Origin of the sequence: Mycolicibacterium confluentis (genome assembly GCF_010729895.1) — a bacterium.
Lineage (GTDB): Bacteria > Actinomycetota > Actinomycetes > Mycobacteriales > Mycobacteriaceae > Mycobacterium > Mycobacterium confluentis.
Genome location: NZ_AP022612.1, coordinates 4496835 through 4519910, shown reverse-complemented (window position 1 = coordinate 4519910; position 23076 = coordinate 4496835). Strand labels below are relative to the sequence as shown.

General features: G+C 67.7%; 21 protein-coding genes. 12 read left to right on the top strand and 9 right to left on the bottom strand.

The annotated features are described in order from the left end of the window. Window positions 1–5: 5 nt before the first annotated feature. The 3 genes from eccD to eccE are packed head-to-tail and all read left to right on the top strand — an operon-like array spanning window position 6 to window position 3756. Window positions 6–1424 carry a type VII secretion integral membrane protein EccD gene (gene eccD, locus G6N34_RS21425; RefSeq protein WP_085151770.1) on the top strand — a complete coding sequence of 473 codons (1419 nt, stop codon included), beginning with the start codon at window positions 6–8 and terminating at the stop codon, window positions 1422–1424. Then, window positions 1421–2806, top strand: a complete 1386-nt coding sequence (gene mycP / locus G6N34_RS21420) for a type VII secretion-associated serine protease mycosin (RefSeq protein WP_085151769.1) — start codon at window positions 1421–1423, stop codon at window positions 2804–2806. The genes eccD and mycP overlap by 4 nt, the downstream gene beginning before the upstream one ends. Beyond that, on the top strand, window positions 2803–3756 hold the full coding sequence (gene eccE / locus G6N34_RS21415; RefSeq protein WP_109788461.1) for a type VII secretion protein EccE: 954 nt from the start codon (window positions 2803–2805) through the stop codon (window positions 3754–3756). Before mycP ends, eccE begins: the two co-directional genes overlap by 4 nt. Before the next feature lie 9 nt (window positions 3757–3765). Here the strand turns inward: eccE and G6N34_RS21410 are convergent, their stop codons facing one another. Continuing rightward, a complete protein-coding gene (locus G6N34_RS21410) occupies window positions 3766–4965 on the bottom strand; it encodes an alpha/beta hydrolase family protein (RefSeq protein WP_085151768.1) in 1200 nt (399 codons plus the stop codon). A 26-nt stretch (window positions 4966–4991) separates the two neighbouring features. Further along, window positions 4992–5870, bottom strand: coding sequence for an amidohydrolase family protein (locus tag G6N34_RS21405; protein ID WP_085151767.1), 879 nt, complete (start codon window positions 5868–5870; stop codon window positions 4992–4994). 19 nt (window positions 5871–5889) lie between these two features. On the opposite strand from G6N34_RS21405, the gene G6N34_RS21400 reads away from it, so the two are divergent. After that, window positions 5890–6654, top strand: a complete 765-nt coding sequence (locus G6N34_RS21400; RefSeq protein WP_085151766.1) for a trans-aconitate 2-methyltransferase — start codon at window positions 5890–5892, stop codon at window positions 6652–6654. A 276-nt stretch (window positions 6655–6930) separates the two neighbouring features. On the opposite strand, the gene G6N34_RS21395 is transcribed toward G6N34_RS21400, so the two are convergent. Continuing rightward, window positions 6931–7875 (bottom strand): hypothetical protein, encoded by a 945-nt coding sequence (locus G6N34_RS21395; RefSeq protein ID WP_133057756.1) that lies wholly within the window; start codon window positions 7873–7875, stop codon window positions 6931–6933. An 82-nt stretch (window positions 7876–7957) separates the two neighbouring features. On the opposite strand from G6N34_RS21395, the gene G6N34_RS21390 reads away from it, so the two are divergent. Beyond that, entirely contained in the window at window positions 7958–8602 is a 645-nt protein-coding gene (locus tag G6N34_RS21390) for a phosphatase PAP2 family protein (protein WP_085151764.1), read from the top strand. Here the strand turns inward: G6N34_RS21390 and G6N34_RS21385 are convergent. From G6N34_RS21385 to G6N34_RS21375, 3 genes are read right to left on the bottom strand one after another with little or no spacing between them, the layout of a single operon-like run. Next, window positions 8556–10043 (bottom strand): bifunctional phosphatase PAP2/diacylglycerol kinase family protein, encoded by a 1488-nt coding sequence (locus G6N34_RS21385; protein ID WP_085151763.1) that lies wholly within the window; start codon window positions 10041–10043, stop codon window positions 8556–8558. The two genes, G6N34_RS21390 and G6N34_RS21385, sit on opposite strands and share 47 nt — an antisense overlap. A gap of 23 nt (window positions 10044–10066) precedes the next feature. Continuing rightward, the gene (locus tag G6N34_RS21380) at window positions 10067–10993 is read right to left on the bottom strand and encodes a hypothetical protein (protein WP_085151762.1); all 927 of its coding nucleotides are present in this window, start codon (window positions 10991–10993) and stop codon (window positions 10067–10069) included. Beyond that, window positions 10990–12135 (bottom strand): DUF5631 domain-containing protein, encoded by a 1146-nt coding sequence (locus G6N34_RS21375; RefSeq protein WP_109788460.1) that lies wholly within the window; start codon window positions 12133–12135, stop codon window positions 10990–10992. The genes G6N34_RS21380 and G6N34_RS21375 overlap by 4 nt, the downstream gene beginning before the upstream one ends. Before the next feature lie 1808 nt (window positions 12136–13943). Here G6N34_RS21375 and G6N34_RS21370 point away from each other — a divergent pair. After that, window positions 13944–14612: a L,D-transpeptidase family protein gene (locus tag G6N34_RS21370; RefSeq protein WP_085151759.1), complete on the top strand. Its 669-nt coding sequence runs from the start codon at window positions 13944–13946 to the stop codon at window positions 14610–14612. Window positions 14613–14697: 85 nt separating this feature from the next. On the opposite strand, the gene G6N34_RS21365 is transcribed toward G6N34_RS21370, so the two are convergent. Continuing rightward, window positions 14698–15153, bottom strand: a complete 456-nt coding sequence (locus G6N34_RS21365; protein WP_085151889.1) for a nuclear transport factor 2 family protein — start codon at window positions 15151–15153, stop codon at window positions 14698–14700. A gap of 96 nt (window positions 15154–15249) precedes the next feature. Between G6N34_RS21365 and G6N34_RS21360 the strand changes: the two genes are divergently transcribed. Continuing rightward, window positions 15250–15894 (top strand): LysM peptidoglycan-binding domain-containing protein, encoded by a 645-nt coding sequence (locus G6N34_RS21360; RefSeq protein ID WP_085151758.1) that lies wholly within the window; start codon window positions 15250–15252, stop codon window positions 15892–15894. Here G6N34_RS21360 and G6N34_RS21355 read toward each other — a convergent pair. Continuing rightward, window positions 15858–16493 carry a TetR/AcrR family transcriptional regulator gene (locus G6N34_RS21355; RefSeq protein WP_085151757.1) on the bottom strand — a complete coding sequence of 212 codons (636 nt, stop codon included), beginning with the start codon at window positions 16491–16493 and terminating at the stop codon, window positions 15858–15860. The two genes, G6N34_RS21360 and G6N34_RS21355, sit on opposite strands and share 37 nt — an antisense overlap. Window positions 16494–16531: 38 nt before the next feature. Between G6N34_RS21355 and G6N34_RS21350 the strand changes: the two genes are divergently transcribed. The 5 genes from G6N34_RS21350 (at window position 16532) to G6N34_RS21330 (ending at window position 21646) form a co-directional block, all read left to right on the top strand. Continuing rightward, window positions 16532–17764 (top strand): hypothetical protein, encoded by a 1233-nt coding sequence (locus tag G6N34_RS21350; RefSeq protein WP_085151756.1) that lies wholly within the window; start codon window positions 16532–16534, stop codon window positions 17762–17764. Window positions 17765–17768: 4 nt separating this feature from the next. Beyond that, on the top strand, window positions 17769–18812 hold the full coding sequence (locus G6N34_RS21345; protein WP_085151755.1) for an NAD(P)H-dependent amine dehydrogenase family protein: 1044 nt from the start codon (window positions 17769–17771) through the stop codon (window positions 18810–18812). Window positions 18813–18875: 63 nt separating this feature from the next. Further along, window positions 18876–20684: an Hsp70 family protein gene (locus G6N34_RS21340; protein WP_085151888.1), complete on the top strand. Its 1809-nt coding sequence runs from the start codon at window positions 18876–18878 to the stop codon at window positions 20682–20684. Between the two features lie 82 nt (window positions 20685–20766). Then, on the top strand, window positions 20767–21147 hold the full coding sequence (locus tag G6N34_RS21335; RefSeq protein ID WP_085151754.1) for an Rv0313 family protein: 381 nt from the start codon (window positions 20767–20769) through the stop codon (window positions 21145–21147). Window positions 21148–21184: 37 nt separating this feature from the next. Beyond that, the gene (locus tag G6N34_RS21330; RefSeq protein ID WP_085151887.1) at window positions 21185–21646 is read left to right on the top strand and encodes a cupin domain-containing protein; all 462 of its coding nucleotides are present in this window, start codon (window positions 21185–21187) and stop codon (window positions 21644–21646) included. On the opposite strand, the gene G6N34_RS21325 is transcribed toward G6N34_RS21330, so the two are convergent. After that, a complete protein-coding gene (locus G6N34_RS21325; protein ID WP_085151753.1) occupies window positions 21586–22998 on the bottom strand; it encodes an NAD(P)/FAD-dependent oxidoreductase in 1413 nt (470 codons plus the stop codon). The two genes, G6N34_RS21330 and G6N34_RS21325, sit on opposite strands and share 61 nt — an antisense overlap. Window positions 22999–23076: the final 78 nt, after the last annotated feature.

The window sequence follows — 23076 nt, the reverse complement described above, 5'->3', positions numbered from 1 at the left end:
AACAGATGACAGACATCTCCGGGGCGACTGTTGCCACTCCGGTCCTGCCGATCGTGCGCGTCGCGATCCTGGCCGACGGCCGCATCACCGAAGTGGCGCTGCCTGCCCAGGTTCCGCTGCGCGAGATCATGCCCGCGGTGTTCAAGCTGCTGCCCGAGCACGACGACGAGCAGGAGGATTCGGGGGTTCCGCGTCGGCTCAGCCTGGCCCCGATCGGTGGGGCGACGTTCTCTCTCGACGCCACCCTCGACACCGTCGGTGTCGTCGACGGTGATCTGCTTGCGCTGCAGCCGGTTCCCGCCGGTCCCGCCGCACCGGGGATCGTCGAGGACATCGCCGACGCCGCGGTGATCTTCTCCGAGTCCAGGACTCGGCCGTGGGGCACGCAACACATCGAGAAGGCGGCCCGCGCCGCCGTCGTCGCGGTGCTGCTGGCCGGCACCGGACTGGCCGTCGCACATCGGTTGGCGACCGGTCACACGGCGGGCCTCTACGCCGTGGCGGCGCTGGCCGCGATCGCAGTGGTGGCCGCACTGCTGCTGCGAGCCCGCTCGTCGCAGCCCGCAGCCGAATTGGCGGCCGTCGCGCTGGTCCCGATCGCCGCGGCCTTCGCGCTCGCGGTGCCCGGTGAATTCGGCCCCGCCCAGGTCATTCTCGCGGCCGCGGGCGTCACCGCCTGGTCGCTCATCAGCCTGATCCTGTCGGAGCGTTCGCTGTCGTTCTTCACCGCCACAACCGTCATCGGGTTCGGGGTGCTGGTCGCCGGCGCGGCCTCCGCGGTCTGGCACCTGCCGCTGCTCGCCCTGGGCTGCGGTCTGCTGGTGCTGGCCCTTCTGGTCACGGTGCAGGCGGCTCAGCTGTCCGCGGTGTGGGCGCGCCTGCCGCTGCCCGTGATCCCCGCACCCGGCGACCCGGCACCCACGGCGCCCTCGATCAAGGTTCTCGAGGATCTGCCGCGCCGCGTCCGCATCAGCGACGCGCATCAGACCGGCTTCATCGCTGGTGCGGTCGTGCTGTCGGTGCTGGGCTCGCTGGCCATCATCGGTGACGCCGCATCCATCCGTCCCGCGGCGTGGTACGTCGTCATCGGCACCGCGGTCGCAGCCGTGTTGCGGGCCCGCGTGTGGGACAGCGCGGCCTGCAAGGCATGGCTGTTGGCGCAGCCCTATCTGGCGGGAGTCTCGCTGCTCGTGCTGTTCGCCGCCCAGGCCCACTACTGGCTGGCGCTGTGGACCCTCGTCGTGCTGGCCGTCGCGGCGCTGGTCTGGGTGTTCGTCGCGGCGAACCCGAAACTGGCGTCGCCGGAGAGCTATTCGCTGCCACTGCGCCGCCTGATCGGTTTCCTCGGTGCGGGCATCGACGCGTCGCTGATTCCGGTGATGGCGTTCCTGGTCGGACTGTTCAGCTGGGTTCTCAATCGATGATCCGAGTGCTTCGACTCGGGCTCAAGGCCACGGCGGCGGGATCTGCGGTCGTGCTGCTGATGAGCCCGACCGCGTGGGCGATCACCCCGCCCACCGTCGACCCCGCTGTGGCGCCGCCCTCCGGGACTCCCGCACCGTCGGCGGCGATGCAGCAGCAGGGCGAGTGCGTCACGACGGGTGTGCTGCCCGGCACTGACCCGGCGTCGGCGTCAGCGAGCCAGAAGATGCTCAATCTCTCTGACGCGTGGTCCTTCTCGCGTGGAGCGGGGCAGACCGTGGCCGTCATCGACACCGGGGTCAAGCCCGGGCCGCGGCTGCCCAACGTCGAAGCGGGCGGTGACTTCCTCGGCACCACCAACGGACTGACGGACTGCGACGGTCACGGCACCCTGGTGGCCGGGATCATCGCCGGACAGCCCGGCGACGACGAATTCTCCGGTGTCGCACCGGAAGCGCGCGTGTTGTCCATCCGTCAGACCTCCTCGCGGTTCTCGCTGCGCACGCAGGGCGGGGATCCCGCCATCGAACGGGCGTCGGCCGACATCTCCGCGATGGCTCGCGCGGTGGTGCACGCCGCGGACCTCGGCGCACGCGTGATCAACATCTCGTCGGTCACCTGTCTGCCGGTGAACAACCCGGTCGATCAGGCCGCCCTCGGCGCCGCACTGCGGTACGCCGCGGTCGACAAGGACGCCGTAATCGTGGCGGCGGCCGGGAACGACACCGGTCCCGACTGGATCTCCGGCGGTCAGACCTGCGAGTCCAATCCGATCAACCGTTCGGCAGATCCCGAGGACGCCCGCAACTGGGCGGGTGTCGGTGTCCTGTCCGCGCCGTCGTGGTGGCAGCCGTATGTGCTGTCGGTCGGGTCGCTGACGCCGACGGGGCAGCCGTCGAAGTTCACGATGACGGGTCCGTGGGTGGGGATCTCCGCACCCGGCGAGAACATCGTCTCCCTCAGCAACGGCGACGGCGGCCTGGCCAACGGGGTGCCCACCGACCGCGGTCCGATGCGCACCGTCGACGGCACCAGCTTCGCGGCGGCCTATGTGTCCGGCGTGGCGGCCCTGGTCCGCAGCCGGTTCCCCGAACTGCCTGCGGTGCAGGTGATCCAACGGCTCACGGCCACCGCGCACAACGGTGCCCGCGAGCCCTCCAACGTCGTGGGAGCGGGGACACTCGACCCCGTCGCCGCCTTGACGTGGGAGTTGCCGCCGGGTGATCCGAGCCCCGCTGCCAGCACCCAGATCGCGGCGCCCGTCGTGGCACCGCCCGAAGACCACACGCCGCGCAACATCGCGTTCGGCGGTACGGCAGCACTGGCGCTGGCCGTGGCCGCGACGGCCTATGTGGCGCATCGACGAAAGGAACGTTCCCAGTGAGGATCGTGTGGCCGGGACCCGGTCGACTCTCCCTGGCGCTGCTGGCCATCGTGCCCGCGGCCATGGCCTACCCGTGGCAGACCGTGACCGGCAGGTGGCTGCTCGGGATCGCCGTCGTGCTCTCGATCATCCTGTTCGGATGGTGGCGCGGACAGCATTTCACCACGATCGTGCGCCGCCGCGTGGCCCTGCTCGGTGCTCGCAGTGGTGGCGGAGCGCACCATCTGGTGGCGCAGGACACGGCCGACGCACGCACCACCGCGGTCCTTCGGGTGCTGCCGGACAGTGCCGGTGACCTGCCGCTCCCGGTGATCGCGAGCTACCTCGACCGGTACGGCCTGCGTTGCGAGGCCGCGCGAATCACCAGCCGGGACAACGCTGTTGGCCGCACCACGTGGGTGGGCCTGACCATGTCGGCGGCCGCCAACCTGTCTGCCCTGCAGGCCCGGTCGGCCCGGATCCCGCTGCGCGGGACCGCCGAGATCACGCTGCGCCGCCTGGCCGATCATCTGCGTGAGCTCGGATGGCAGGTCAGCACCACCGAGGCCGACGTGCCGGACCTGCTCGGGCCCGAGGCCAAGGAGAAGTGGCACGCCATCCAGGACGGCTCGCAGGGCTTCCTCGCGGCATACACTCTGCCGGTGGATGAATCGCTGTCGGAAACGCTGACCGCGCTGGCGGATCTGCCGCCGTCGTCGGCGAAAGAGGTGTGGACCACGCTCACGATCACGCCGGGTGCCCGGGTGTCGGCCGCATGCGCCATCCGCACCGGGGAACTCCCCGGCAAGTCAGTTCCGGTGTCCGGTCTGGTGCCGCTGGGCGGGCGTCAGCGTGCCTCGCTGTACGCGATCGCGCCTGACGCCGTCGACGTCGTGACTGCGACGACCGGTTCGGTTGAGTTGCTCGAGTCGGTGCGCTGGCCCGCCGGACGCGTGGCCGTCGATGCTTAGAGGCTGCGCCTAGAACATCAGCGGGGCAAGGAACTTCGTCATCCGCCGCAGGTACTCCGGCTGGCTCACATGCAGGATGTGGTTGCCGGGGAACCAGTGCAGTTGGCAGCGGTCCCAGTGCTCCCACAGTGCCTCGGCCTGCTCCGGGGGAGCGAGGCGGTCACCCAGGCCGGTGATGATGAGCCGCCGGTCCTTGGGGACCTTGGGCGCGTACGTCAGCGGTGAGTGGAAGGCGGACGACGCGAATGCCTCTTCGCGGGTGATCCCGCTGGCGTAGCGGCCGAACTCCACCAGTTTGTTGGCCGGCCACCAGTCGTCGAACGCCGACTCCGGGTTGACCACAGGGACATTCGGGATGACCGCCTGCAGGCGGTCATCGGCGCTGGCGATCAGCGCTGAGGTGTAGCCGCCCAACGACATTCCGGTGAGCGCGATCTTCTCGACGCCGGTGGACTCCAGATAGTCCAGGATGGAGCGGAAGTCGTGCACAGCCTGGGCCATGGCCTCGGCCATCCCCGCCATGCCGTTGGAGAAGAAGCCGTAGCCGCTGAAAGGGGAATAGCGCTCGGCGCGTCGACCGTGGAACGGCAGCGTGTAGAGCAGCACATCGAATCCTGTGCGGTAGAACCACGGCAGCGAGAAGAACAGTCCGTTGAACAGGTACGGCGAGCCGAGAAACCCGTGGATGACGCACAGTGTCGGATGTGGGCCGTCGTCGTGGCGCCAGTGCTGTGCGTGCACGACGTTGTTTCGGTTCAGCCCGCGCCACAGGTTGCGCATGTCCGGGTTGAGGGCCTCGTAGCTGCTCTGGAACTGCACGTGTTCGACGTTGCCGTGCGCCACCCACCGGGCCACCGCATTGGCCGGTTTCACCGACACGCGTGGTTCCGCGATTGGGGCCGGGAACGATTTTGCCGCATCGTGTTCCGCGGCGAGGTCGGCGTAGAACCGCAGGTGCTCGCGCTCCTGGCGCAGGTTGGATCCACGGAGCACGCCGGCCACGACGGGCGGGAGCATGGCACCACCCACGAGCGAGGCGACGCCGGTGCGCAGGCCCAGGTCGGCGACGGCCGAGGCGTCGACGATGAGACGTTGCGTGAGAGTCAGTTCCGAGCGGTCGGGCAGTCCGCGTTCCCCGGCGTCGGCGCCTGGTACGTCGGGAACGGGGATAGGCGGATCGACCGGTTCAGCTTCAGCACTGGAGCCCACGATTCCGATGGTAGCCCCGCGCCTCCTCAGGTGAGGCCGAACAGCCTGGCTCCGTTGCCGTAGAAGACGTTCGCAAGCCAGTTGTCGTCGCCCACCTCGAGATCGATGATGGCCTGCATGGCTTCGGCGTAGCTGTAGGGGATGTTCGGGAAGTCGCTGCCGAACAGGATGCGGTCACCGAGATCACGGAGGCGGTGCAGGTGATCGGTGGGGAACGGACTCATCTCCTCGGCGAAATGGGTGAACGCCATGGTGGTGTCCAGGCAGACCTGCGGATAGTCGTCGCAGATGTCGAGGAACTCGGTGTATTCGGGCATGCCCATGTGGGCGATCACCAGGTCCAGTCGCGGGTGGCGCCGCAACAGGGTGCGGATGCGGTCGGGGCCGGTGAACTCACCGGGTGCCGGCCCTGAACCGCAGTGGATGATGATCGGACGGCCGTGATCGGCCAGCGTGCCCCACACCCCGTCGAGCAGGGGGTCGTTCGGGTCGTAGGCGCCCACTTGGATGTGGACCTTGAAGACTCGGGCGCCTGAGACGATCGCGGCCTGAACGTAGTCCCGCGCGTCCGGTTCCGGGTAGAACGTCGCAGTGTGGACGCAGTCCGGCGTCAGCGTGGCGAACTGCGCCGCCCAACTGTTGAGCCACTCGGCCATCTGCGGTTTGTGCGCGTAGACCAGGGACGTAAAGGCGTGCACACCGAATCGGCGCAGGGTGTGCACACGCTCCTCTTCGGCGGTGCGATACCGGATGGGCCATTGGCGACCGGTGAGCGGGCCGACCGAGTCGAAGTACTGCCAGACCTTGTCCATCACGTTCTTGGGCATGAAGTGGGTGTGCACGTCAATGATCCCCGGCAGGCCGAGGCCCTGCCAGATGCGGCGTACCGATTCGAACTCGTCCATCGTCATAGAGGATGTCACCATGTGGAACCCCGACGTCTATCTGGCCTTTGCGGACCATCGGGGACGGCCCTTCTTCGACCTGACGTCGCGGATCGGCGCCACCGACCCACGGCGGGTCGCGGACCTGGGCTGCGGGCCGGGCAATCTGACCGTCACGCTGGCGCAACGGTGGCCGAACGCCGTCCTCGAGGCCGTCGACTCCTCACCCGAGATGGTCTCTGCGGCCCGGGAGCGGGGACTCGACGCCGTGGTGGGTGACATCACGGCCTGGACACCCTCGCCCGACACCGACGTCGTGGTGTCCAACGCCGCGCTGCAGTGGGTGCCGTCGCATCGCGACGTGCTGGTGCGGTGGGCGTCGACGTTGGCGCCGGGCGCGTGGATCGCCATGCAGGTGCCCGGTAACTTCGACAACGCGTCGCACCGTGCCGTGCGTACCGTCGCCCGGTCTCGTGAGTTCGCGGATGACCTGGCCGACATCACTTTTCGTGATGCCGACGTGGTGGACACGCCCCTGCAGTACGCGGAGCTTCTCACCGACGCCGGGTGTGCGGTCGATGCGTGGGAGACCACCTATATCCATGAACTGGCGGGGGAGACGCCGGTGCTGGACTGGATCACCGGGACCGCGTTGACCGATGTGAAGTCCAGGTTGTCTGAGCAGCGTTGGCAGGACTACCGGCGGGCGATCATTCCGCTGCTCGCGCAGGCCTATCCCGCGCGTCCGGACGGGACGACGTTCTTCCCGTTCCGGCGGGTGTTCGTGGTCGCCCAGGTGCTCTAGCCCCTCCCCGCGAGCGGGCTGGGGTCCCCGCTTGCGGGGCGTCGGTACGGCGCCACGCCGCGGTTTGCGTACAAAATGGGCCGGTCAATGCGCCTCTGCGCCGATGTGGCCCCTAATGCGACGCGACGGCGGGCACCCTGCCGGTGAATCGCAAGATGACCGGCACGAATTCGGCCAGGTGGAGAAGTCCTTCGCCCCTCCACTGCGCCGCGCACGTCGCTGGGCAACTTTCCGATGCCCAGCAACCTCCGCAGTATCACGGCCATGGCCGGGACATCAGCTCAGGCGCGGCAGTCCGGAGTCGCCTTTGTTGTGAAGCAGATTGAGGAAATCGATGGTGTCCCACGCCTTGATGTAGAAGTTCTCCTTGAACCTGGCCGCGCCGACTTCGACATTGAGCAGATCGGCCACCTGGTCGTAGCCGTAGTAGAGAATCCCGATCGGCGGCAGCGTCAGCAGCAGTTGGTTGATCGCCACCTGCGTGGCGCGCTGGTCGCCTCCGATCGTCCCGCCCGCGATCTGAAGAAGTGGGACAGGGAGATTCACCCACGGAATCATCTGGCTCACACGGTATCCGGCCTCAAAGCCCTCACGCACGAACGGATCGAACACGTCGGGCGAGACACGGAGAACCACGTTGCGCACCGACAGCACCGGGCCGAACATGCCTGCGGGTGTGGGATCGGGGTCGTTGGCCCGGAACGGGTTGGTGAACGGAGCATCGGTGTCGGGGGCAGCCGCGGTGTCCGAGGCGGCCGCCGTGGTCTGGACGGCACTCAACGGCGTCAACGCCTTCGCGGCTTTGGCGGCCTTCTCCGCCAGGACAGAATCTGACGTTGTCGCGGTGAGCTTCGCCGCCTTCGCGGTGGAGAACTGCTTCTTGAGGTTCTCCACGGCGTCGGCCGGATCGAACTTCGGAAGTTCCCTGTCGAGCTTGGGGAGCTTCGTCTCGGCGAACTTCTTCTGGACGTCGGCGACCCTCTTCTCGACGTCGACCCGCCTTGATTCGACGTCGGCCCGACGCTTCTCGAATCGCGCCTCGATCTTGGCCGCCGGGGACACGCGTTGCGTCTTCTCGACCTTGGCGGTGCGCGTGGGGGTGACGGTGCCCGTGTCGGTCTCGGCGTGTGCCGTCGCCTGCCCGCCCACGGCCATCGCGACTCCGACTCCGGCCGCCACTGCGGCCCCGCCGAGATATCCCACGCACTTCGCTGACGCCATTGTCATCCTTCCCAGAGACCGAAGTGCATCGTAGAGCGCCGACTCGGAAAGGGCAGCGCAAGCGTTGTGGTACGAGTGAGGAGTGACCCCGCGGACGGCAGTGACAGCAGTGGTGTCGGCGCTGGTCTTTGTGGTGATGTTGGTCGGTTACCTGTTGAGCTGGGCCTGGCTGCATGAATTCGACATGAGGCTGCTGCAGCCGTTCAACGACTTCGGCCTCGAGAATCCCGGCTGGGTGCGGGCCTGGGACTGGGTCAGCCTGATCGGCAGCCCGGTGGTGATCCGGCTGATCACGCTGGGTTTGATCGTCTGGTTCGCGGTTCGTCGCGAAGCCAGGACGGCGGTGTTCCTACTGCTCACGGTCGAACTCAGTGCAGTCCTGACTCAAGTGGTCAAGGAGGCCGTGGACCGTCCGCGCCCGTCAACGGCGTTGGTTCACGCGACGTCGTCGTCATTTCCGTCCGGGCACGCCCTGGGTGTGATGGTCTGCGTCCTGGCGCTGCTCACGGTGTTTCTGCCCCGAGTCGCCGCGCAGTGGCGCACGCCCCTCATCGTCATGGGTGCGGTGGCTGTGGTGACCATCGGCGTCTCAAGGGTGGTGCTCAACGTCCATCACCCGTCCGATGTGCTGGCCGGATGGGCGCTGGGCTACCTCTACTACCTGCTGTGCCTGCCGGTGCTCAGGGCAGAGGCCGAAAGACCGGCAGCACTCGATACATCGACGTGAACGTGGCCTCGTCGTACTCCTCGCCGACCTCGCCATCGCGGGCCACGGCGATGGGTCCGTTGGCGCTCGTGAAGCTGAACTCCGGCACCTGCATCTCGTGGTACAGCGGGCTGCGCTCCAAACGGCCGAACGCCAACGCGGCAAGGATCCGCAGGCGGGCGAGCGGGCGGCCGGTCTCCAGGATCCGCACATCGATCAGTCCGTCATCCATCCTGGTGCGCCGCGATGGCGCGAACCCGGCCGGCAGATACACCGAATTGCCGAGGAAGAACAGCGACGTCTGCAGGGTCTTGTTGTCGTACGTGATGGTGACGGGCTCGTCTTTGCGCAGCGTGTGCAGCATGGCGTAGATCCCGGCGACGGGCTTGCCCAGTCGATGTTCGAACTTCTCGCGGGTCTGCACAAAGAACGGGTACGCGCCGATGCTCGCCGTGTTGACGACCATGCGGGACTCGTTGAGGCACACCAGATCGACGCAGACCACGCTGCCGTCGCGGATGGCACCGACGGTGTCGGCCACCGTCGGGCACCCGATGTCCTTGGCGAAGTGGTTGAACGTCCCCGCGGGAAACACCGCCAACGGAAGCTTGGCGTCGATGGCCACCGCCGCGGCCGTGGACACCGTGCCGTCGCCCCCGGCGATCGCGAGCACCTCGGCGCGCGCGGCGGCATCGCGCAGAATCTGTTCGGGATCGTCGTCCTCGCCGAGTTCGACTATCTCGGCCCTCGGTAGTGCCTCGCGCACCTCGCCGAGCACACGGGCGCCTGTTCCGCTGCCCGAGGCGGGGTTGACCACCAGGACCACGCCGGCGCCGTCGGGCCGTTCGGGAGTGTCGACGACGAGGGGTTCGGTGCGGGGCAGCCTCGTCTCGACGACAGGCGGCACAAGCCTGCCGCCGAGGACCGCGATGCCTGCGCCGATGCCGAAGCCGGCCACGACGTCGCCGGGGTAGTGCGCACCCGTCGCGACCCGCGACAGGCCGACGAGTCCGGCGAGCAGCGCCAGCGCCAACCCCAGTCCCGGACTCTCCAGCCCGACGGCAACGGCGAACGCCGCGGCGCTGGCCGAATGTCCGGAGGGCAGTGAACTCGACGTCGGGAACCGCTTGATCTGCCGGGGCAGGGGCACCGAGGTCCTGTTCGGCCGTGGACGCTTCCACAGCCGTTTGGCCACCTGGTTGGTCACCATGCTGGTGACGCCGAGCGTCGCGACACCCCGCGCCGCGCCACGACGTGCGCCGGGGTTGCCCGAAGACATCAGAATCGCCGCAATCGCGAACCACAGCTTGGAGTGGTCGGCCGCGCGGGTGAGTGGCGGCATGATCGTGTCGAGCAGTGGTGTGGGCGAGTCGGCGATGGCTTCGAACACCTCGCGGTCGAGGGTTCCCAAGCCTTGGGTGATCTGTCGGATTCCGCGATTGCGTTGCCAGGGCAGAGTCATCCAACCCAGGCTAGCTGCTCGATTCAGGAACCGGGGTCGTCGGCGGATTTGCCGGAGTTCTTGTCGCTCGGAATCACGATGCGACGGGTGGCGACGGTCTTGCCTTCGACCTGCTTGGAGACGGTCGGCGCGGTCGGTGGCGCCGAGACGCGGCCGGTGACCGGTGTGCCGTTCTTGACCGACGGGACGGAGACCTTCTTGGTGGCGGTCTTGTCGTCCTTGTCGCCGGCGCCGCCGCCCTGCATCGCGCCGGGCGGCATCATCGGGTAGCCGCCCATTCCGCCGACCGGGGCGGTGGGTGCGACTGGTGCCGCCGGGGCGGACGGGATCGAACCGGCACGGGCCGACGTGGGTGTCGTCGACGCCCCGGGAGGTGCTGCCGGGCCGAGCATCGACATCGGCGTCGTGCCGCCACCGCCACCGCCGCCGGCTCCTCCGGCATCCTCCAAACCTTCTGCGCCGCCGCCCATCTCATCCCATGCGGCGGCATCGAAAGCCTCCGGGCCGATCTCCGCAGCCCCATCCCCGAGATCGCCCATTCCCTGCTGCAGGAAACCCTGGATGGACTGGGCGAGTTGCTGGGGCATCTCGGTCAGCGGCTTCAGGGCACCACCCAACGCCCCCGCGAGTCCGCCGGCGATGCCGCTGGCCATCTGCGGAATCTGCTCGGCCATCTTGCTGACCTCCTGCAACTGCGCCTGCGACTTCGCCTCGTTCTCGGGGAACTTCGTGAGGGCGTCTTTGGTCAGCGCTTGGCGTTCGGCGTAGCCCTTCTGCAGGTCGGCGATGTCTTTGGGGTCGTCACCGTTGGCGGCGGCGATCAGCGCGGCCAGGATCTGCTCGACCCAGACCGTTGTCGGGCCAATCATGTCGGGAGTGATCCCGGGTGGAGGCGGCACGATGTCCGCCGCGGAGTAGCTGTGCCCGTCGTATTCGATCTCGCCGGTCATCGTCCCCCCTGCAATGCCTGGAACCAGGCGAAATGGTAGTTCACGGTGGTCTTCCGGCCGGCGATCAGAGCGTCGATCGCGGCCAGCAGTTGCCAGTTGCCGATCTCCTGGGGGTCGGCGTTGGGGTAGGTTGCGAGCACCTTCTGCGCCTGGGCGTGGAGGTGTTCGCGCAGGAGTTCAGCTTCGGTGTCGAGGATGCCGGTGCCCGCGACCCCCGCCTTGGCGAGAGTGTGGGCCAGTCTCGGCAGACCGTCACGCCAGTTGGCGGCCTGTGTCAGCTCCCAGTTGAGGTCGTCCACCTGGGGAAGATCGCGGGATCGGATCGACATCGGCACCTGCTCAACGTCTTTGGCGTCCGGGAGAAACTGGCCTGGGCTCCAGCTTTCGACGATCTCGGTGTCGGGGAGCAGGGACCCCAAGCTTGCCGCTCGACGCTCTGGTAGCAGAACTGTTGTTCCTGTGGGGATTTCGACGTGCGGAGGTATCCACCCGCTGGCGAGGTCGGTGACCAAGACCGTGATGCCGTCCTCACGTTCGCCAATGGCCCAGCGCAGCTTCGGTTCCTGACGGGCGACGGCTTCGAGCAGATCCTGCAGTCTGGTTCGTTTGGCGGCTTCCGCGGAGGTGGCGCCGGCGACGGCACCTGCAGACGTTGCGAAGGCGGCCTCGGTGAGACCCGTCGGTGTGACGGGTGGCGTTGCCGCGGTGGGTTGTTGGCGCACGACGGCCTGCTGGTTGAGTGCGCCTGCGCCTGCCGACGGATTGACCGGGGCTGATGTGGGGGCGGCGGCAAGTGGCGGGGGTGGTGCGGGCGTGGCGGCGACGGGTGGTCGGAGGTCGGCGCCGTAAGCAGGGAGTGTGGTGCTCGGTACGACGGGGCCTGCCGGTGCGATCGGTGCAGCGGCGACGGGCGCGACTGGGGCGGCGTACAGCGTCGAGGACTCGGTGGCCTGCGCCGGCTCGACGCTTGTTGCGGGTGCGTCGAAGATGGCGTGACCCGACGAGGGGACGGTCGGCGGTGAGTAATTGCTCGTGGAGGGCGCGAAGTCTGGTTGCGTCGGGGGCGTCGGGTGGAACGCGGTGTCCATCACGTTCTGAGTGAGCGCTTCTGTGCTGGTGGACAACGGCGTCCCCATGTCCATGCCCCTGGTGAAACTGTCGGTGAACTGTTGCGGTCCGAAAGTTGTTGGGGCGGTAGGGATGCTGGGGGTCGACGGCGCCACGGGTGCGCTGACGTTGGCGGACGGGAGCGTGGTGCCTGTGGTTGGGATAGTTGGGGCGGTGGGTGCCGTGGGGGAGGTGATTGGGGTGGCGTCGGGGAGGGCGGCGGGCAATGCACTCGTGGTTAGTTGATCCGGTGCAGGCGCCACATTGCTCACGGTGTTGCTGTATTCGCCTGAGCGAGTTAGGGACGAGTCAGTCAGGTCTTGTGTTGGCGACGGCATCGGCTGCGCAACCTGGTCTGTCTTATCGGACATCGCTAAGACGTTGTCAGTCAACGGGTCTTGTCGGATCGGACTCCGAGGCAGCTGCGATGAATCGGCGAGATTCTTCTCTACGAACGAGCGAATGTCGTTTTGAGTCTGCGGTGGAGGCTTGCCGATGTCGATGCCGTTCGCCCTTGCAAATTCTTCCGGCGTTCGTTGATCTCCCTGCGTAAGTAGTACCTCGCGTAGCGAGTTCAACATTGAATCTGCACGTTGACTTGCCCTGTGTGCAGCGTATTCCGAGTGCTTCTCAATCGCCGCAGTTATCTCAGCGATCTTCTGAGGCAGCGGTTTCTTGGACTGCGCTATGCCAGAAATTTCCTTGTCGGCGTCTGCCGCGACCTGTCTCAGCTCCGATCTCAAGCCCTCGAGCTCGCTGGCGGCCGATGAATAAGCGGCTTTCTTGATGCCGTTTCGCCGTGACACATCATTCGAGTGGGTCTCCCCGTTCTGAAATGCAGACCGGGTCGCGTCCGCAGTGACACCGCTGAGGGGGCCCAAAACGCCAGTTCGCGTAACACCAAGCTGGAGCCCGTAATCTTCAAGGAGCGTCTGGTTCGACGCTCGATTACGTGACGAGTTTGCGGCGGCAGTGACTGCTGCTTCGCTTGGCCAATGTGGACCCACAATGGGCTTAGCCCACGGGCCGCCGGGAACATCAAACACCGCATTCGCGCCTTACGGCTAACTCAGCCGACCTGATGTCGGCCCTGCGCGATTCGATGTCGGCGGCTGGAGCGTCAGCCAGTTGGTCCAAGATTGCGCGGTGGTATGTATCGGCGAGTTTGTTGATGGCCGCTGCTAGGGCTTGAGGCGTTGCTGGATTCTTACGGAGCGCGGAATTCAGATAGTCACCTGACGCATGGAGGGCCAACTTGAGTTCGACCGATAGTACGAAGGTATCTGTCGGGTCCGTGCTGATCCTTGATGATGCAGTCGTGAGTGCTGCGTAAACCACGTGGTACGCATCGCACACAGCGGCGTTCGCATCCGCGATCTCCTGCTCGCTGTACTGGGGCGCAGTCGAGTCATCCTCGGCAGGCGCAGGCCGAAACCACGACGCAATAGCCACAGCCAGTGCGGCCACCGCCAGCAGCGACACCAGTACAAGCGGCAACCGGGACGGGCGACGCGCGGGAGGTGGCCCCTGGGGCGGCCATGGAGGGGGCGCAATGGGCGTGCGGGCGGCGTGGGTCATGCCTGTGTGGGGTTGGGGAGTTCCCGGTGCCGGCGGCAGCCCCCCAAACGGCGCATCGGACATCCTGCGATCGTAACCGGATTTTGCTGGGGCGCTATTCAGTGATTTGGCGGAGTGCAGCCGCCCTAGCTGGACAATTGCGACCCGCAGCCAAGGAGGACACCCCCGCACCACCCCCTGGCCGGCCGGGTTTGTACGCCGAACACGGCGTGTCGGCGTACAAACCCGGCCGGTCGCGGAGGGGGTGGGAGACGATGGGGACACCATGAACCACGCACGCCGTCTGCTCAGTGTGCTCATCGCTGCCTGCCTGGCATTCGTCGCCGCACCGACCGCCCATGCCGAGTTCACGCCGTGGTTCGCCAACAGCGTCGGCAACGCCACGCAGGTGCTGTCGGTCGTCGGCACCGGCGGCTCGGACGCCCAGTTGGAGGTGTGGCAGCGCGGCGCCGCGGGCTGGCAACTGGCGGCAGCGGCGATCCCGGCCAAGATCGGGGCCAAGGGCATGTCGAAGGACCACTTCGACGGCTCAATGATGACGCCGATGGGTGTCTACACCCTGGACTTCGCGTTCGGCACAGCTCCTAATCCGGGCGGTGGACTGCAGTACGTCCAGGTCACGCCCGACCACTGGTGGGACGGCGATATGAAGAGCCCGACTTACAACCTGATGCAGGTCTGCAAGAAGGACCAGTGCGCCTTCAACACCAACCCCAGCAGCGGCACCGAGAATCTGCACATCCCGCAGTACAAGCACGCGATTGTCATGGGCGTGAACAAGGAACGCGTGCCCGGCAAGGGCGGCGCGTTCTTCGTGCACACCACCGACGGCGGCGCCACCGCGGGATGTGTGGCGCTCGACGACGGCAAGCTCGTGGAGATCATGCGCTGGCTGCGGCCCGGCGCGATGATCGCCGTCACCAAGCAGCAGTGAGGGGCCGTGTTTGTACGCCGAACACGGCGCGTCGGCGTACAAACACGGCCTCTCGCGGGGGACCCCAGACCTGTCGCGGGGGGGATCAGTCCAGCGCGGCGCCCGGCGTCAGCTTGAAGTCGAGACCCTTCAGAGACATCGTCGCCTCGTAGGTGCGCTCGTATCCCGTGGCGCTGATCCGCCACCCGTCGGCGGTGCGCCGGTACCGATCGTTGTAGAAGGCCGCCCCGATCAACATGAAATCGAAGTCCGGCACCATCACCCGGTCCTGCAGGTACCACGTCGCGGTCGCCTCATCGCCGTCGACCGTGATCTCGGGGTGAGTGACCCGATGTTCGGTGATCACGTTGGGCGGCAGGGACGCGCGCATGTAGGCCACCAGCGATTCCCGGTCGGTGAAGTGGTGCTCCTCGCCGACGGACGAACCGTAGTCGCCGACGATGTCCTCGGTGAGGGTGCCCGCGAACTCCTCCCACTTCTTGGTGTCCAACGCGCGTAGGTAGCGGTACTTGACCCGCTTGATGTCTTCCAGATCGCCCATGGCCAACATTGCAGCACACGCCGCACCTTCGCCGGGGCGAAGGTGCGTAGTCGACTACGCGTGCTCAGCAGCCACCCAAGGATCGAATCTGATCAGATGGCATCTCTGCACCATGTCGCCAGTGGCGACACCCTCCGCTCACTGGCCCGACGGTTCTTCGCTGATCCCGAACTCGCAGCAGCGCTGGCCGCGGCGAACGGACTGGCCCCCTCGGACAAGCTGGTCGTGGGCCAGGACCTGCTCGTCCCGTACATCACCCGGCGGCACCTGGTCTCCGAATCCGACACCCTCTTCGACCTCGCGGAGTTGCACTACGGCGACGTTGCGATGTTCCCCATGCTGGCCGCCGCGAACCACATTGCAGCGCCCTACCTTCTCATCCCAGGCCAACACCTGCTGATTCCCGACCTGGTCAACGTCAGCCACCACATCGTCTACCCCGGCGACACCCTCCGAGGGTTCGCGATCCGCTGGTACAACGACGAGCGCTGCGACGTCCTGATCGAGTACGCCAATCACCTTGCGACACTGGATGACATCGAAGTCGGCCAGAAATTGATTCGGCCCGCCCTGAACCGCCGCCACGTCGTCGAGGAGTTCGAGACCTGGGAACAGATGAGCCAGCGGTGGTACGGCGACCCGCTTCTGAAGGGGCTGATCGCGGCCGCCAACCACCTCGCGGTGGACCAACCACCGCCGCCCGGTCAGACCCTCTTCTTCCCGGATCTCGCTGAATTCTGAAGGAACACCGTCGCCATCTGCACCAGGGTGGCTCGTTCCCGCTGCCACTCGATGGGCGCCCCGATCGCCATGCCGGCCAGCACCATGCCGCGAAGAGCTGCCCAGATGACCTGAGCGACTTCGTGATCCGCGGGATCCTCGGAGATCAGCCGGCCCAGACTGTTGATCGCGTCGTTCATGTCCAACAGATGCCGGTGTGACGATTCGCCGAGGCTGCCCCTGGTGGACTGCAGGATCTCGAACGCGGCCATCGACGTCGGGCTCCGATAGCACTCCCAGGCGATGTCGACGACGGTCTCGATGCGCGCCTGCAGTGGCAGGCCGGAGACGTCGGCCGTCGAGAGGCTGTCGATGAGGCGTGCGACGCCGTCGTCGACGACGGCCATGAGCAGTCCGTTGCGATCCCCGAAGTGGTACTGGATGACGCCCCAGGTGACGCCCGCGCGTTCGGCGACATGCTTGGCGGTCGCGGCGGGGAAACCCTCTTCGACCACGCAGCGCACGGTCTCGTCGATGATCTTCGCGCGGGTGTCATCGCCGCGCTTTCGGGGCGCGGTGGTGCGACGGGTCGGCACGGCCGACGAAGCCGAACTTGTCATCGTTGACTTTATAACATTGACGACTCTATGTTTAAAGCGTGACTACAGCCCCCAGTCGCTTCGCTTCGTTGTCGCGTGCCGAACTGGCCACGCTGGTGCCCGAACTGCTGCTCATCGGCCAGATGATCGATCGATCCGGAATGGCCTGGTGCATCAGCAGTTTCGGCCGCGAGGAGATGCTGCAGATCGCCATCGAGGAGTGGGCCGGAGCCAGCCCGATCTACACCAAGCGCCTCCAGCGGGCGCTGAAGTTCGAAGGCGACGACGTTCCGACGATCTTCAAGGGCATGCAACTCGACATCGGCGCCCCGCCACAGTTCATGGACTTCCGGTACGTCATCCATGACCCGTACCACGGCGAGTTCCACCTGGACCACTGCGGCGCCCTGCTCGACGTCGAACCCATGGGCGAGGACTACGTGCGCGGAATGTGCCACGACATCGAGGATCCGACCTTCGATGCGACGGCCGTCGCCACCAACGCGCGGGCCCAGATCCGACCCATCCACCGCCCGCCCCGCACGCCGGCGGACCGGCACCCGCACTGCGCCTGGACCGTGTCCATCGACGCGTCGAATCCCGAGGTGTCGGGCCTGCCGCCACTGCAGATCATCGAGAAGACCAGGGCGGCCACATGGCCGCTGGCGCCCATCGACACCGCTGACGAGGGACACTCGGACTACTCCGGCCCGCTCGTGAGCGACTTCGACTTCGCCGGCTTCTCGAAGTCGGCGCTGGTGCGCATCGCCGACGAGGTCTGCCTGGAGATGCACCTGCTGAACCTGTCGTTCGTGCTCGCGGTCAACGCCCGGGCCACCGACGCCGATCAGGCCCGCGAGATCTGCACCAAACAGCTGATCGGACTCGCCGGTATCGCCGCCGAGCGGATCCACAAGGCGCTCAAGCTCCCCGGCGGCGTCGAGGGTGTGCTGCGGACCCTTGAACTGCATCCGCTGGTCAACCCGAACGGCTACGTCGACGCCGAGTTCACCGGCGACCGCATGCTGGTCCACCGCAGCGCGGCCCACGACGACGGAGCCTGGATCTCGCTGTGCGGACCCGGTTCGACGAAGGCGCTGCAGGCCATCGCCACGGCCGCCGACCCCTTCGTGGTCCCGCACGTCGACGGCACCGACACCGACTGGACGCTGGAACTGACCGTCGGCGACACCGCAACCAAGGTGCAGTCCGAAGTCGAGGTGGTGAAGTTCAGCGGCGGCGCCGATTTCGCTTTCGAACCGCGCAAGTCCCTGCCGCTGACCGTCGTCTGACGCCATGACGTACCGCGTTCTGCAGTGGGGCACTGGCGCGGTGGGCCGAGAAGCGCTGCGCGGCATACTCGATCGTTCCGACCTCACGCTGGCCGGGGTGAAGGTGTACACCGACGCCAAGGCGGGACTCGACGCCGGCGAACTCATCGGCCGAGCCGACGTCGGCGTCCGGGCCGCATTGAACGTCGAAGACCTTCTGGCCGAGGCCGACTGCGTGCTCTACACCCCACGGACGCCGTCCGTCGACGAGGTGTGCCGGCTGCTGTCGGCGGGCGTCAACGTCGTCACCACGTCGTTCGCGTTCCATCCGGCGCGCATGGACGCCGTCGACCGCGACCGCCTTCTCAGCGCCTGCCGCACCGGTGGCACATCGCTGCACGGCACCGGGCTGAATCCCGGGAACCTCGGAGTGATTGTGCCGCTGGCGCTCTCCGGCATGTGCCGCGAGATCGAGCGCGTCACCGTGCAGGAACGCGCCGACTGGTCCATGTACGACAGCGTCGACATCACGTTCGACCAGATGCGCTTCGGTGCACCGCCGGACGAGGTCACCGAACAGGTCGAGAGCCTGCGATTCACCAGCGATCTTTTCCGCCAACAGGTCTGGCTTCTGGGCGACACCCTGGGGGCGGACCTGGACGAGGTGGTCACCGACCTCGAGGTGATCCCGGCCAGCGCAGACCGAGACGTCTTCGGCCGAACCCTGCAGGCTGGCACCGTCGCAGGGCAGCGCTGGCGCTGGTCGGGGCGCAGCGCGGGCGCCACGCGCGTCGAGGTCGAGACACTGTGGACGGTCGCCGAACGGCAACCCGCCCACTGGCCCACCCCGCAGCACGGCTGGACCATCACCATCGAGGGCACGCCGTCGGTGCGGACGCATGTGATGACGTTGGCCAGCTTCGTCCGCGACGTGCCGCTGGCCGAGCACGTCCAGTCGGCCAGTGTCGCCACCGCGATGCAGGCCGTCAACGCGGTGCCTGGGGTGTGCGCGGCCGCGGCGGGATTCACGACGATGGCCGACATCCCGTTCGTGTGGCACCGCCCGTAATCTGCGACTGCCGCTAGGGTGGGTGACTGGCCGCAGCCCCTGTAACGACGCAAGGTGTATTCAGTGTCCGACCCACTCGGGTTGTCTATCGGGACGACCAACCTGGTCGCGGCGCGTGTCGGAGTTCCCCCGGTGACGCGCCGCGCCGTGCTGACCCTCTATCCCCACCGCGCGCCCGAAGTGGGCCTGCCCTCGGAGAATCCCAACCTCAACGAGCCCGGCCTGGTGCTGCGCGGCTTCGTCGAACGCGTCGGCGACCCGGTGCCCCTGGTGGCCCCGGACGGGTCCAGCCACAGTGCGGATCGACTGCTGCTGGAGGCACTCGCCGCCATGGCGCTCGCCGCGGGGGTCGCCGCCCCCTCCAACGACCTCGTGGTCGCGGTGCCCGCGTACTGGAGTCCCGCCGCGGTTCGCGCGCTCAGCGCCGCCCTGCGCTCCGATCGCAGGCTGGCGCCCAACGGGGTGGCACCGCGCGTGATCTCAGACGCCAACACCGCGTTGACCGCGTTGCAGGCCAACCCCGGCCTGACCGCGCACGGAGTCGTGGCCCTGCTGGACTTCGGCGCCAGCGGCACGAGCATCACGCTGGCCGACGCCGGAAAGGGGTTCACCCCGCTCGGTGAGACGGTGCGCCACCCGGACTTCTCGGGCGATCAGATCGATCAGGCCCTGCTGACCACGGTCCTGGCCGGGATCGCGAACCGCGGCGACGCGGACCCCTCGGCCACAGCCGCAGTCGGTTCACTGGCCAGGCTGCGTGACGAATGCCGGCGCGCCAAGGAGCGGTTGTCGGCGGACACGGCCACCACCGTGCCGGTGGACCTGCCGGGATTCCAGTCCGAGGTCCGCGTGACGCGGGCCGAGTTGGAGGCCGCGATCGCACCCCAGCTCGACGGGGTGCTCGCGGCCGTCGACGAGCAGTTGGACAGGCACCGGCTGGTGTGGTCGAACATCGCCGCGGTCGCGACGATCGGCGGCGGAGCCAGCATTCCCTATGTCACCCAACGACTTTCCGAGCGTGCACAGGTGCCGGTGGTGACCACGCCGCGACCCGACCTCGACGCGGTGGTCGGTGCCGCCCTGATCGCCGCCCGCGGACCCGACGCCGACGCGCCGACGGGCATCGCCACCGCGGTGGGCGACGCGGCCACCGCGGGATTCCTCGGGGCGGGTGCCGCTGCCGTCGCCGACGACGCGCCCGGATCGTCAACCTTCCGCGCGTTGGCCTGGTCGCAGGACGACGACTCCGTCGCCGAGCCGCTGCCGTATGCCGGCCCCGACTACTCCGGACCCAATCCGTACGCCATCGACGAGACCGGGGCGCGACCGCAGATCCAGTACACGCCCGCGGTCGGCGAGATCGACGAGCCCGCGCGCCCCTGGTTCCGACTTCCTCAACTGGCGATCGGCGGTGCGGCCCTGGTCGGTCTCGTGGCCATCGGTGGCGTCGCCTACTCCCTGACCACGCAGTCCACCCCGAGCAGCGAGACCACGACGCCGACCACGGTCCAGATGCCGGTGTTGTCCACGACGGTCGAACCGCCGCCACCTCCGCCGCCCGCGCCCGAGGAGCCCCCGGTGGTGACGGTGACGCAGGAACCGGCGCCGCCGCCCCCGCCTCCCGTCACGACGGTCGCTCCGCCGCCGGAGACCACGACGACCACGACGACGACCGAACCCACGACAACCACGACCACAACGACGACCACAACGACGGCCACGACCACCACCACCACGCCGCCGACCACGACGACGACGCCTCCGACCACGACCACCACGCGGACACCGCCGCCGATCACCACCACGCACCTCAACATCCCGGGCCTCCCACCGATCCCCATCCCGGTGCCCGGGCAACCGCAGCAGCCCTGAGGCTCCTGGCACGCATCGGCGATTTCACGCACACTGGTGGGACCGCAGTGGGTGCGGGGAGATTTCCGTCGTGGAGGCTGCGATGAGCAACAACGGGCCGTTTGGATTCGACCCCGAAGATCTGGACCGGATCGTGCGCGAGGCCGGGGAGGGGCTGCGTGACGCCGTCGGCAAGATCTTCGAGTCGACGGGTGAGCGCGCCGGCTGGAGCGTGCTGTTCGACGAGTTCGGCCGCAGGTCACGGCCGGAACCGGAGACCACCGGCGACACCGGTGCCGGGGTGTGGGCGATCTTCATCGTCGACGACGGTGGTGTCGCGACCGTCGAGCAGGTCTATGCGACCGAACTCGAGGCACTGCGCTCCAACAAGCAGAACACCGATCCGAAACGCAAGGTGCGGTTCCTGCCGTACGGCATTCCGGTGACCGCACTCGACGAGGCCGACGAGGAATCCGAGGCGTAAGTCAGCGGAATCGGTGCTGTTCGCGCACAGTGAACGGGTGAGTATCCGACGCCATCTGCTCGCCCCCAGCGCCGTCCTGACCGCCGTCTGCGCTCCGTTGCTCGTCGCGACGACCGCGCACGCCACCCCCGCCGAAGGCGAGGTGGTCCGCACCGACCTGGCTCAGGGCACGACCCAAGCCCCGGTGTCGATCGTGACCGACGGCGCCGCATCGAATCTGATCGTCCAGGACCTCGTGCTCAAGCCGGGCGCCAGCAGTGGCTGGCACACCCATCCGGGCCCGGAGTATTCGGTGATCAACGCCGGCGCCGTCGCCCTGCAGACCGCCGACGGATGCGCGGTCAGCGTGTTCACCGACGGGCAGGTGGTGTTCATTCCCGCCGGAGTTCCGCACCGCGTCGCCAACGACACCGACCACGACGCGCAGGTGGTGGTGACCTACACGGTCCCCGTCGACACGCCACTGCGCGGTGACGCACCCGACGTCTGCTCCGGCTGAACCTCACCGCCCCGTCTCGCCGAGAGCGCACGCCGCAGCCGGAACAGCCGTTGCTCGCCGGCACGGGACGCCTCGCGGGCCAGGTCGCGGCGGACCGTGCGCAGCAGCCCTCGGCCGTCGACGTTGGGGTCGTGCACCGCGGCGCGAATCCAGCGCACGAGCCGCGGGACGGTGAAAACCTCTGCCGGAGCGCGCTTTCGGGAGAACACGTCGAGCAGTTCGGTGGGCCCGCCGGGCTGTGAAGCCAGCCACCGGTAGGCCGCGAACTCGATGGGCGAGACGGTGTCGCCGCGTCCCAGGCCGTTGGCCCACTGATACATCGCCAGGCACTGCTCGTCGCGGTCACGTTCCCAGTCCGCCAGCGCGGCGTCCAGCGCCGCGGGGTCGTCGAGGTGGGGCGCGGTGGCCTCGGCCAGTAGTCGGCCGAACCGCAGTGCATCGCGAATGCCTTGTGCCGTAACGGGATCCTTGAAGTGTCCAGCGTCCCCGGCCAACGCCCAGCCGGGGCCGTGGGAATGGCGGAAGTACGACGGATGTGAGTACGAGACCAGGACCCGACTGGTCCGAGTGCAGCCCTCGAGCCGCTCGGCCAGCGAGGGGATTCGAGCGATCCCGGCGTCGAACGCGGCTTGGGCGTCCGCGCGGAATTCGTCGGAGCGAGTCACCGGCGGCATCAGCAGGGCCACGAGCTGACCGCCGTCGCACGGAAACGCGGTGCCAAGATCGTCATTGTTGCGCCACTGCATGGCGATGTGCCGCAGGTCTTCTCGGGGATCCTCGTAGTACGCGAACGCCATCATGCGCTGGTTGTCCCAGCTGTGGTGGGCACGCGCGCCGACCAGGCGGGCCACAGTTGACCGCCTGCCGTCGGCGCCCACGACCAGCGACGCCTTGATGATCGACTCCGTGCCGTCGCGTCTCCGGTACGCGACGCCGACGGCGCGTCCGCTCGCGTCGAACAGGACGTCGGTGACGCGGGTGTGCTCGCGGATCTCGGCGCCCGCGGCCCGGGCGGTCTCGACGAGCGCCAGGTCCAGGCCCGGTCTGCGGACACATGCTCCGGCGGCCAGCGTCCCGTACGGGTTGTACGGGCCGACCAGGCTGACGCCCGGCGCACCCACACCCGCGTGGGTGTGCAGGGGAGCACCGAGGGCGCGCACGCGATCCAGGGCGCCCAGCAGTTCGATCTCGGCCCAGTGGTTGGGGAAGAACAGATGCGTGGACAGCGTGTCCGAGGGGAACGCGGCGCTGTCTAGGGCAATCACCCGCACGCCCTTGTTGGCAAATGTGATCGCGGCGGCAGATCCGGCGCAGCGGCTGCCGACAATGACCACATCGGTGTGTTCGGTCATGGCGTCATAATTGCAGCCGAGAGGCACAATTGTAAGTGGATTCATTTTTTGAATGAGATTCCAATCTCCGTGCTCACC

Excerpts from the sequence above, each read along its gene's own strand:
- G6N34_RS21400 (WP_085151766.1), top strand. The coding sequence starts at position 5,890 with ATGTGGAACCCCGACGTCTATCTGGCCTTTGCGGACCATCGGGGACGG.
- G6N34_RS21360 (WP_085151758.1), top strand. The coding sequence starts at position 15,250 with ATGGCATCTCTGCACCATGTCGCCAGTGGCGACACCCTCCGCTCACTG.
- mycP (WP_085151769.1), top strand. The coding sequence starts at position 1,421 with ATGATCCGAGTGCTTCGACTCGGGCTCAAGGCCACGGCGGCGGGATCT.
- G6N34_RS21370 (WP_085151759.1), top strand. The coding sequence starts at position 13,944 with ATGAACCACGCACGCCGTCTGCTCAGTGTGCTCATCGCTGCCTGCCTG.
- G6N34_RS21325 (WP_085151753.1), bottom strand. The coding sequence starts at position 22,998 with ATGACCGAACACACCGATGTGGTCATTGTCGGCAGCCGCTGCGCCGGA.
- G6N34_RS21355 (WP_085151757.1), bottom strand. The coding sequence starts at position 16,493 with ATGACAAGTTCGGCTTCGTCGGCCGTGCCGACCCGTCGCACCACCGCG.
- G6N34_RS21375 (WP_109788460.1), bottom strand. The coding sequence starts at position 12,135 with ATGGACATGGGGACGCCGTTGTCCACCAGCACAGAAGCGCTCACTCAG.
- G6N34_RS21335 (WP_085151754.1), top strand. The coding sequence starts at position 20,767 with ATGAGCAACAACGGGCCGTTTGGATTCGACCCCGAAGATCTGGACCGG.
- G6N34_RS21395 (WP_133057756.1), bottom strand. The coding sequence starts at position 7,875 with ATGGCGTCAGCGAAGTGCGTGGGATATCTCGGCGGGGCCGCAGTGGCG.
- eccD (WP_085151770.1), top strand. The coding sequence starts at position 6 with ATGACAGACATCTCCGGGGCGACTGTTGCCACTCCGGTCCTGCCGATC.
- G6N34_RS21345 (WP_085151755.1), top strand. The coding sequence starts at position 17,769 with ATGACGTACCGCGTTCTGCAGTGGGGCACTGGCGCGGTGGGCCGAGAA.
- G6N34_RS21385 (WP_085151763.1), bottom strand. The coding sequence starts at position 10,043 with ATGACTCTGCCCTGGCAACGCAATCGCGGAATCCGACAGATCACCCAA.
- G6N34_RS21365 (WP_085151889.1), bottom strand. The coding sequence starts at position 15,153 with ATGGGCGATCTGGAAGACATCAAGCGGGTCAAGTACCGCTACCTACGC.
- G6N34_RS21380 (WP_085151762.1), bottom strand. The coding sequence starts at position 10,993 with ATGACCGGCGAGATCGAATACGACGGGCACAGCTACTCCGCGGCGGAC.
- G6N34_RS21405 (WP_085151767.1), bottom strand. The coding sequence starts at position 5,870 with ATGGACGAGTTCGAATCGGTACGCCGCATCTGGCAGGGCCTCGGCCTG.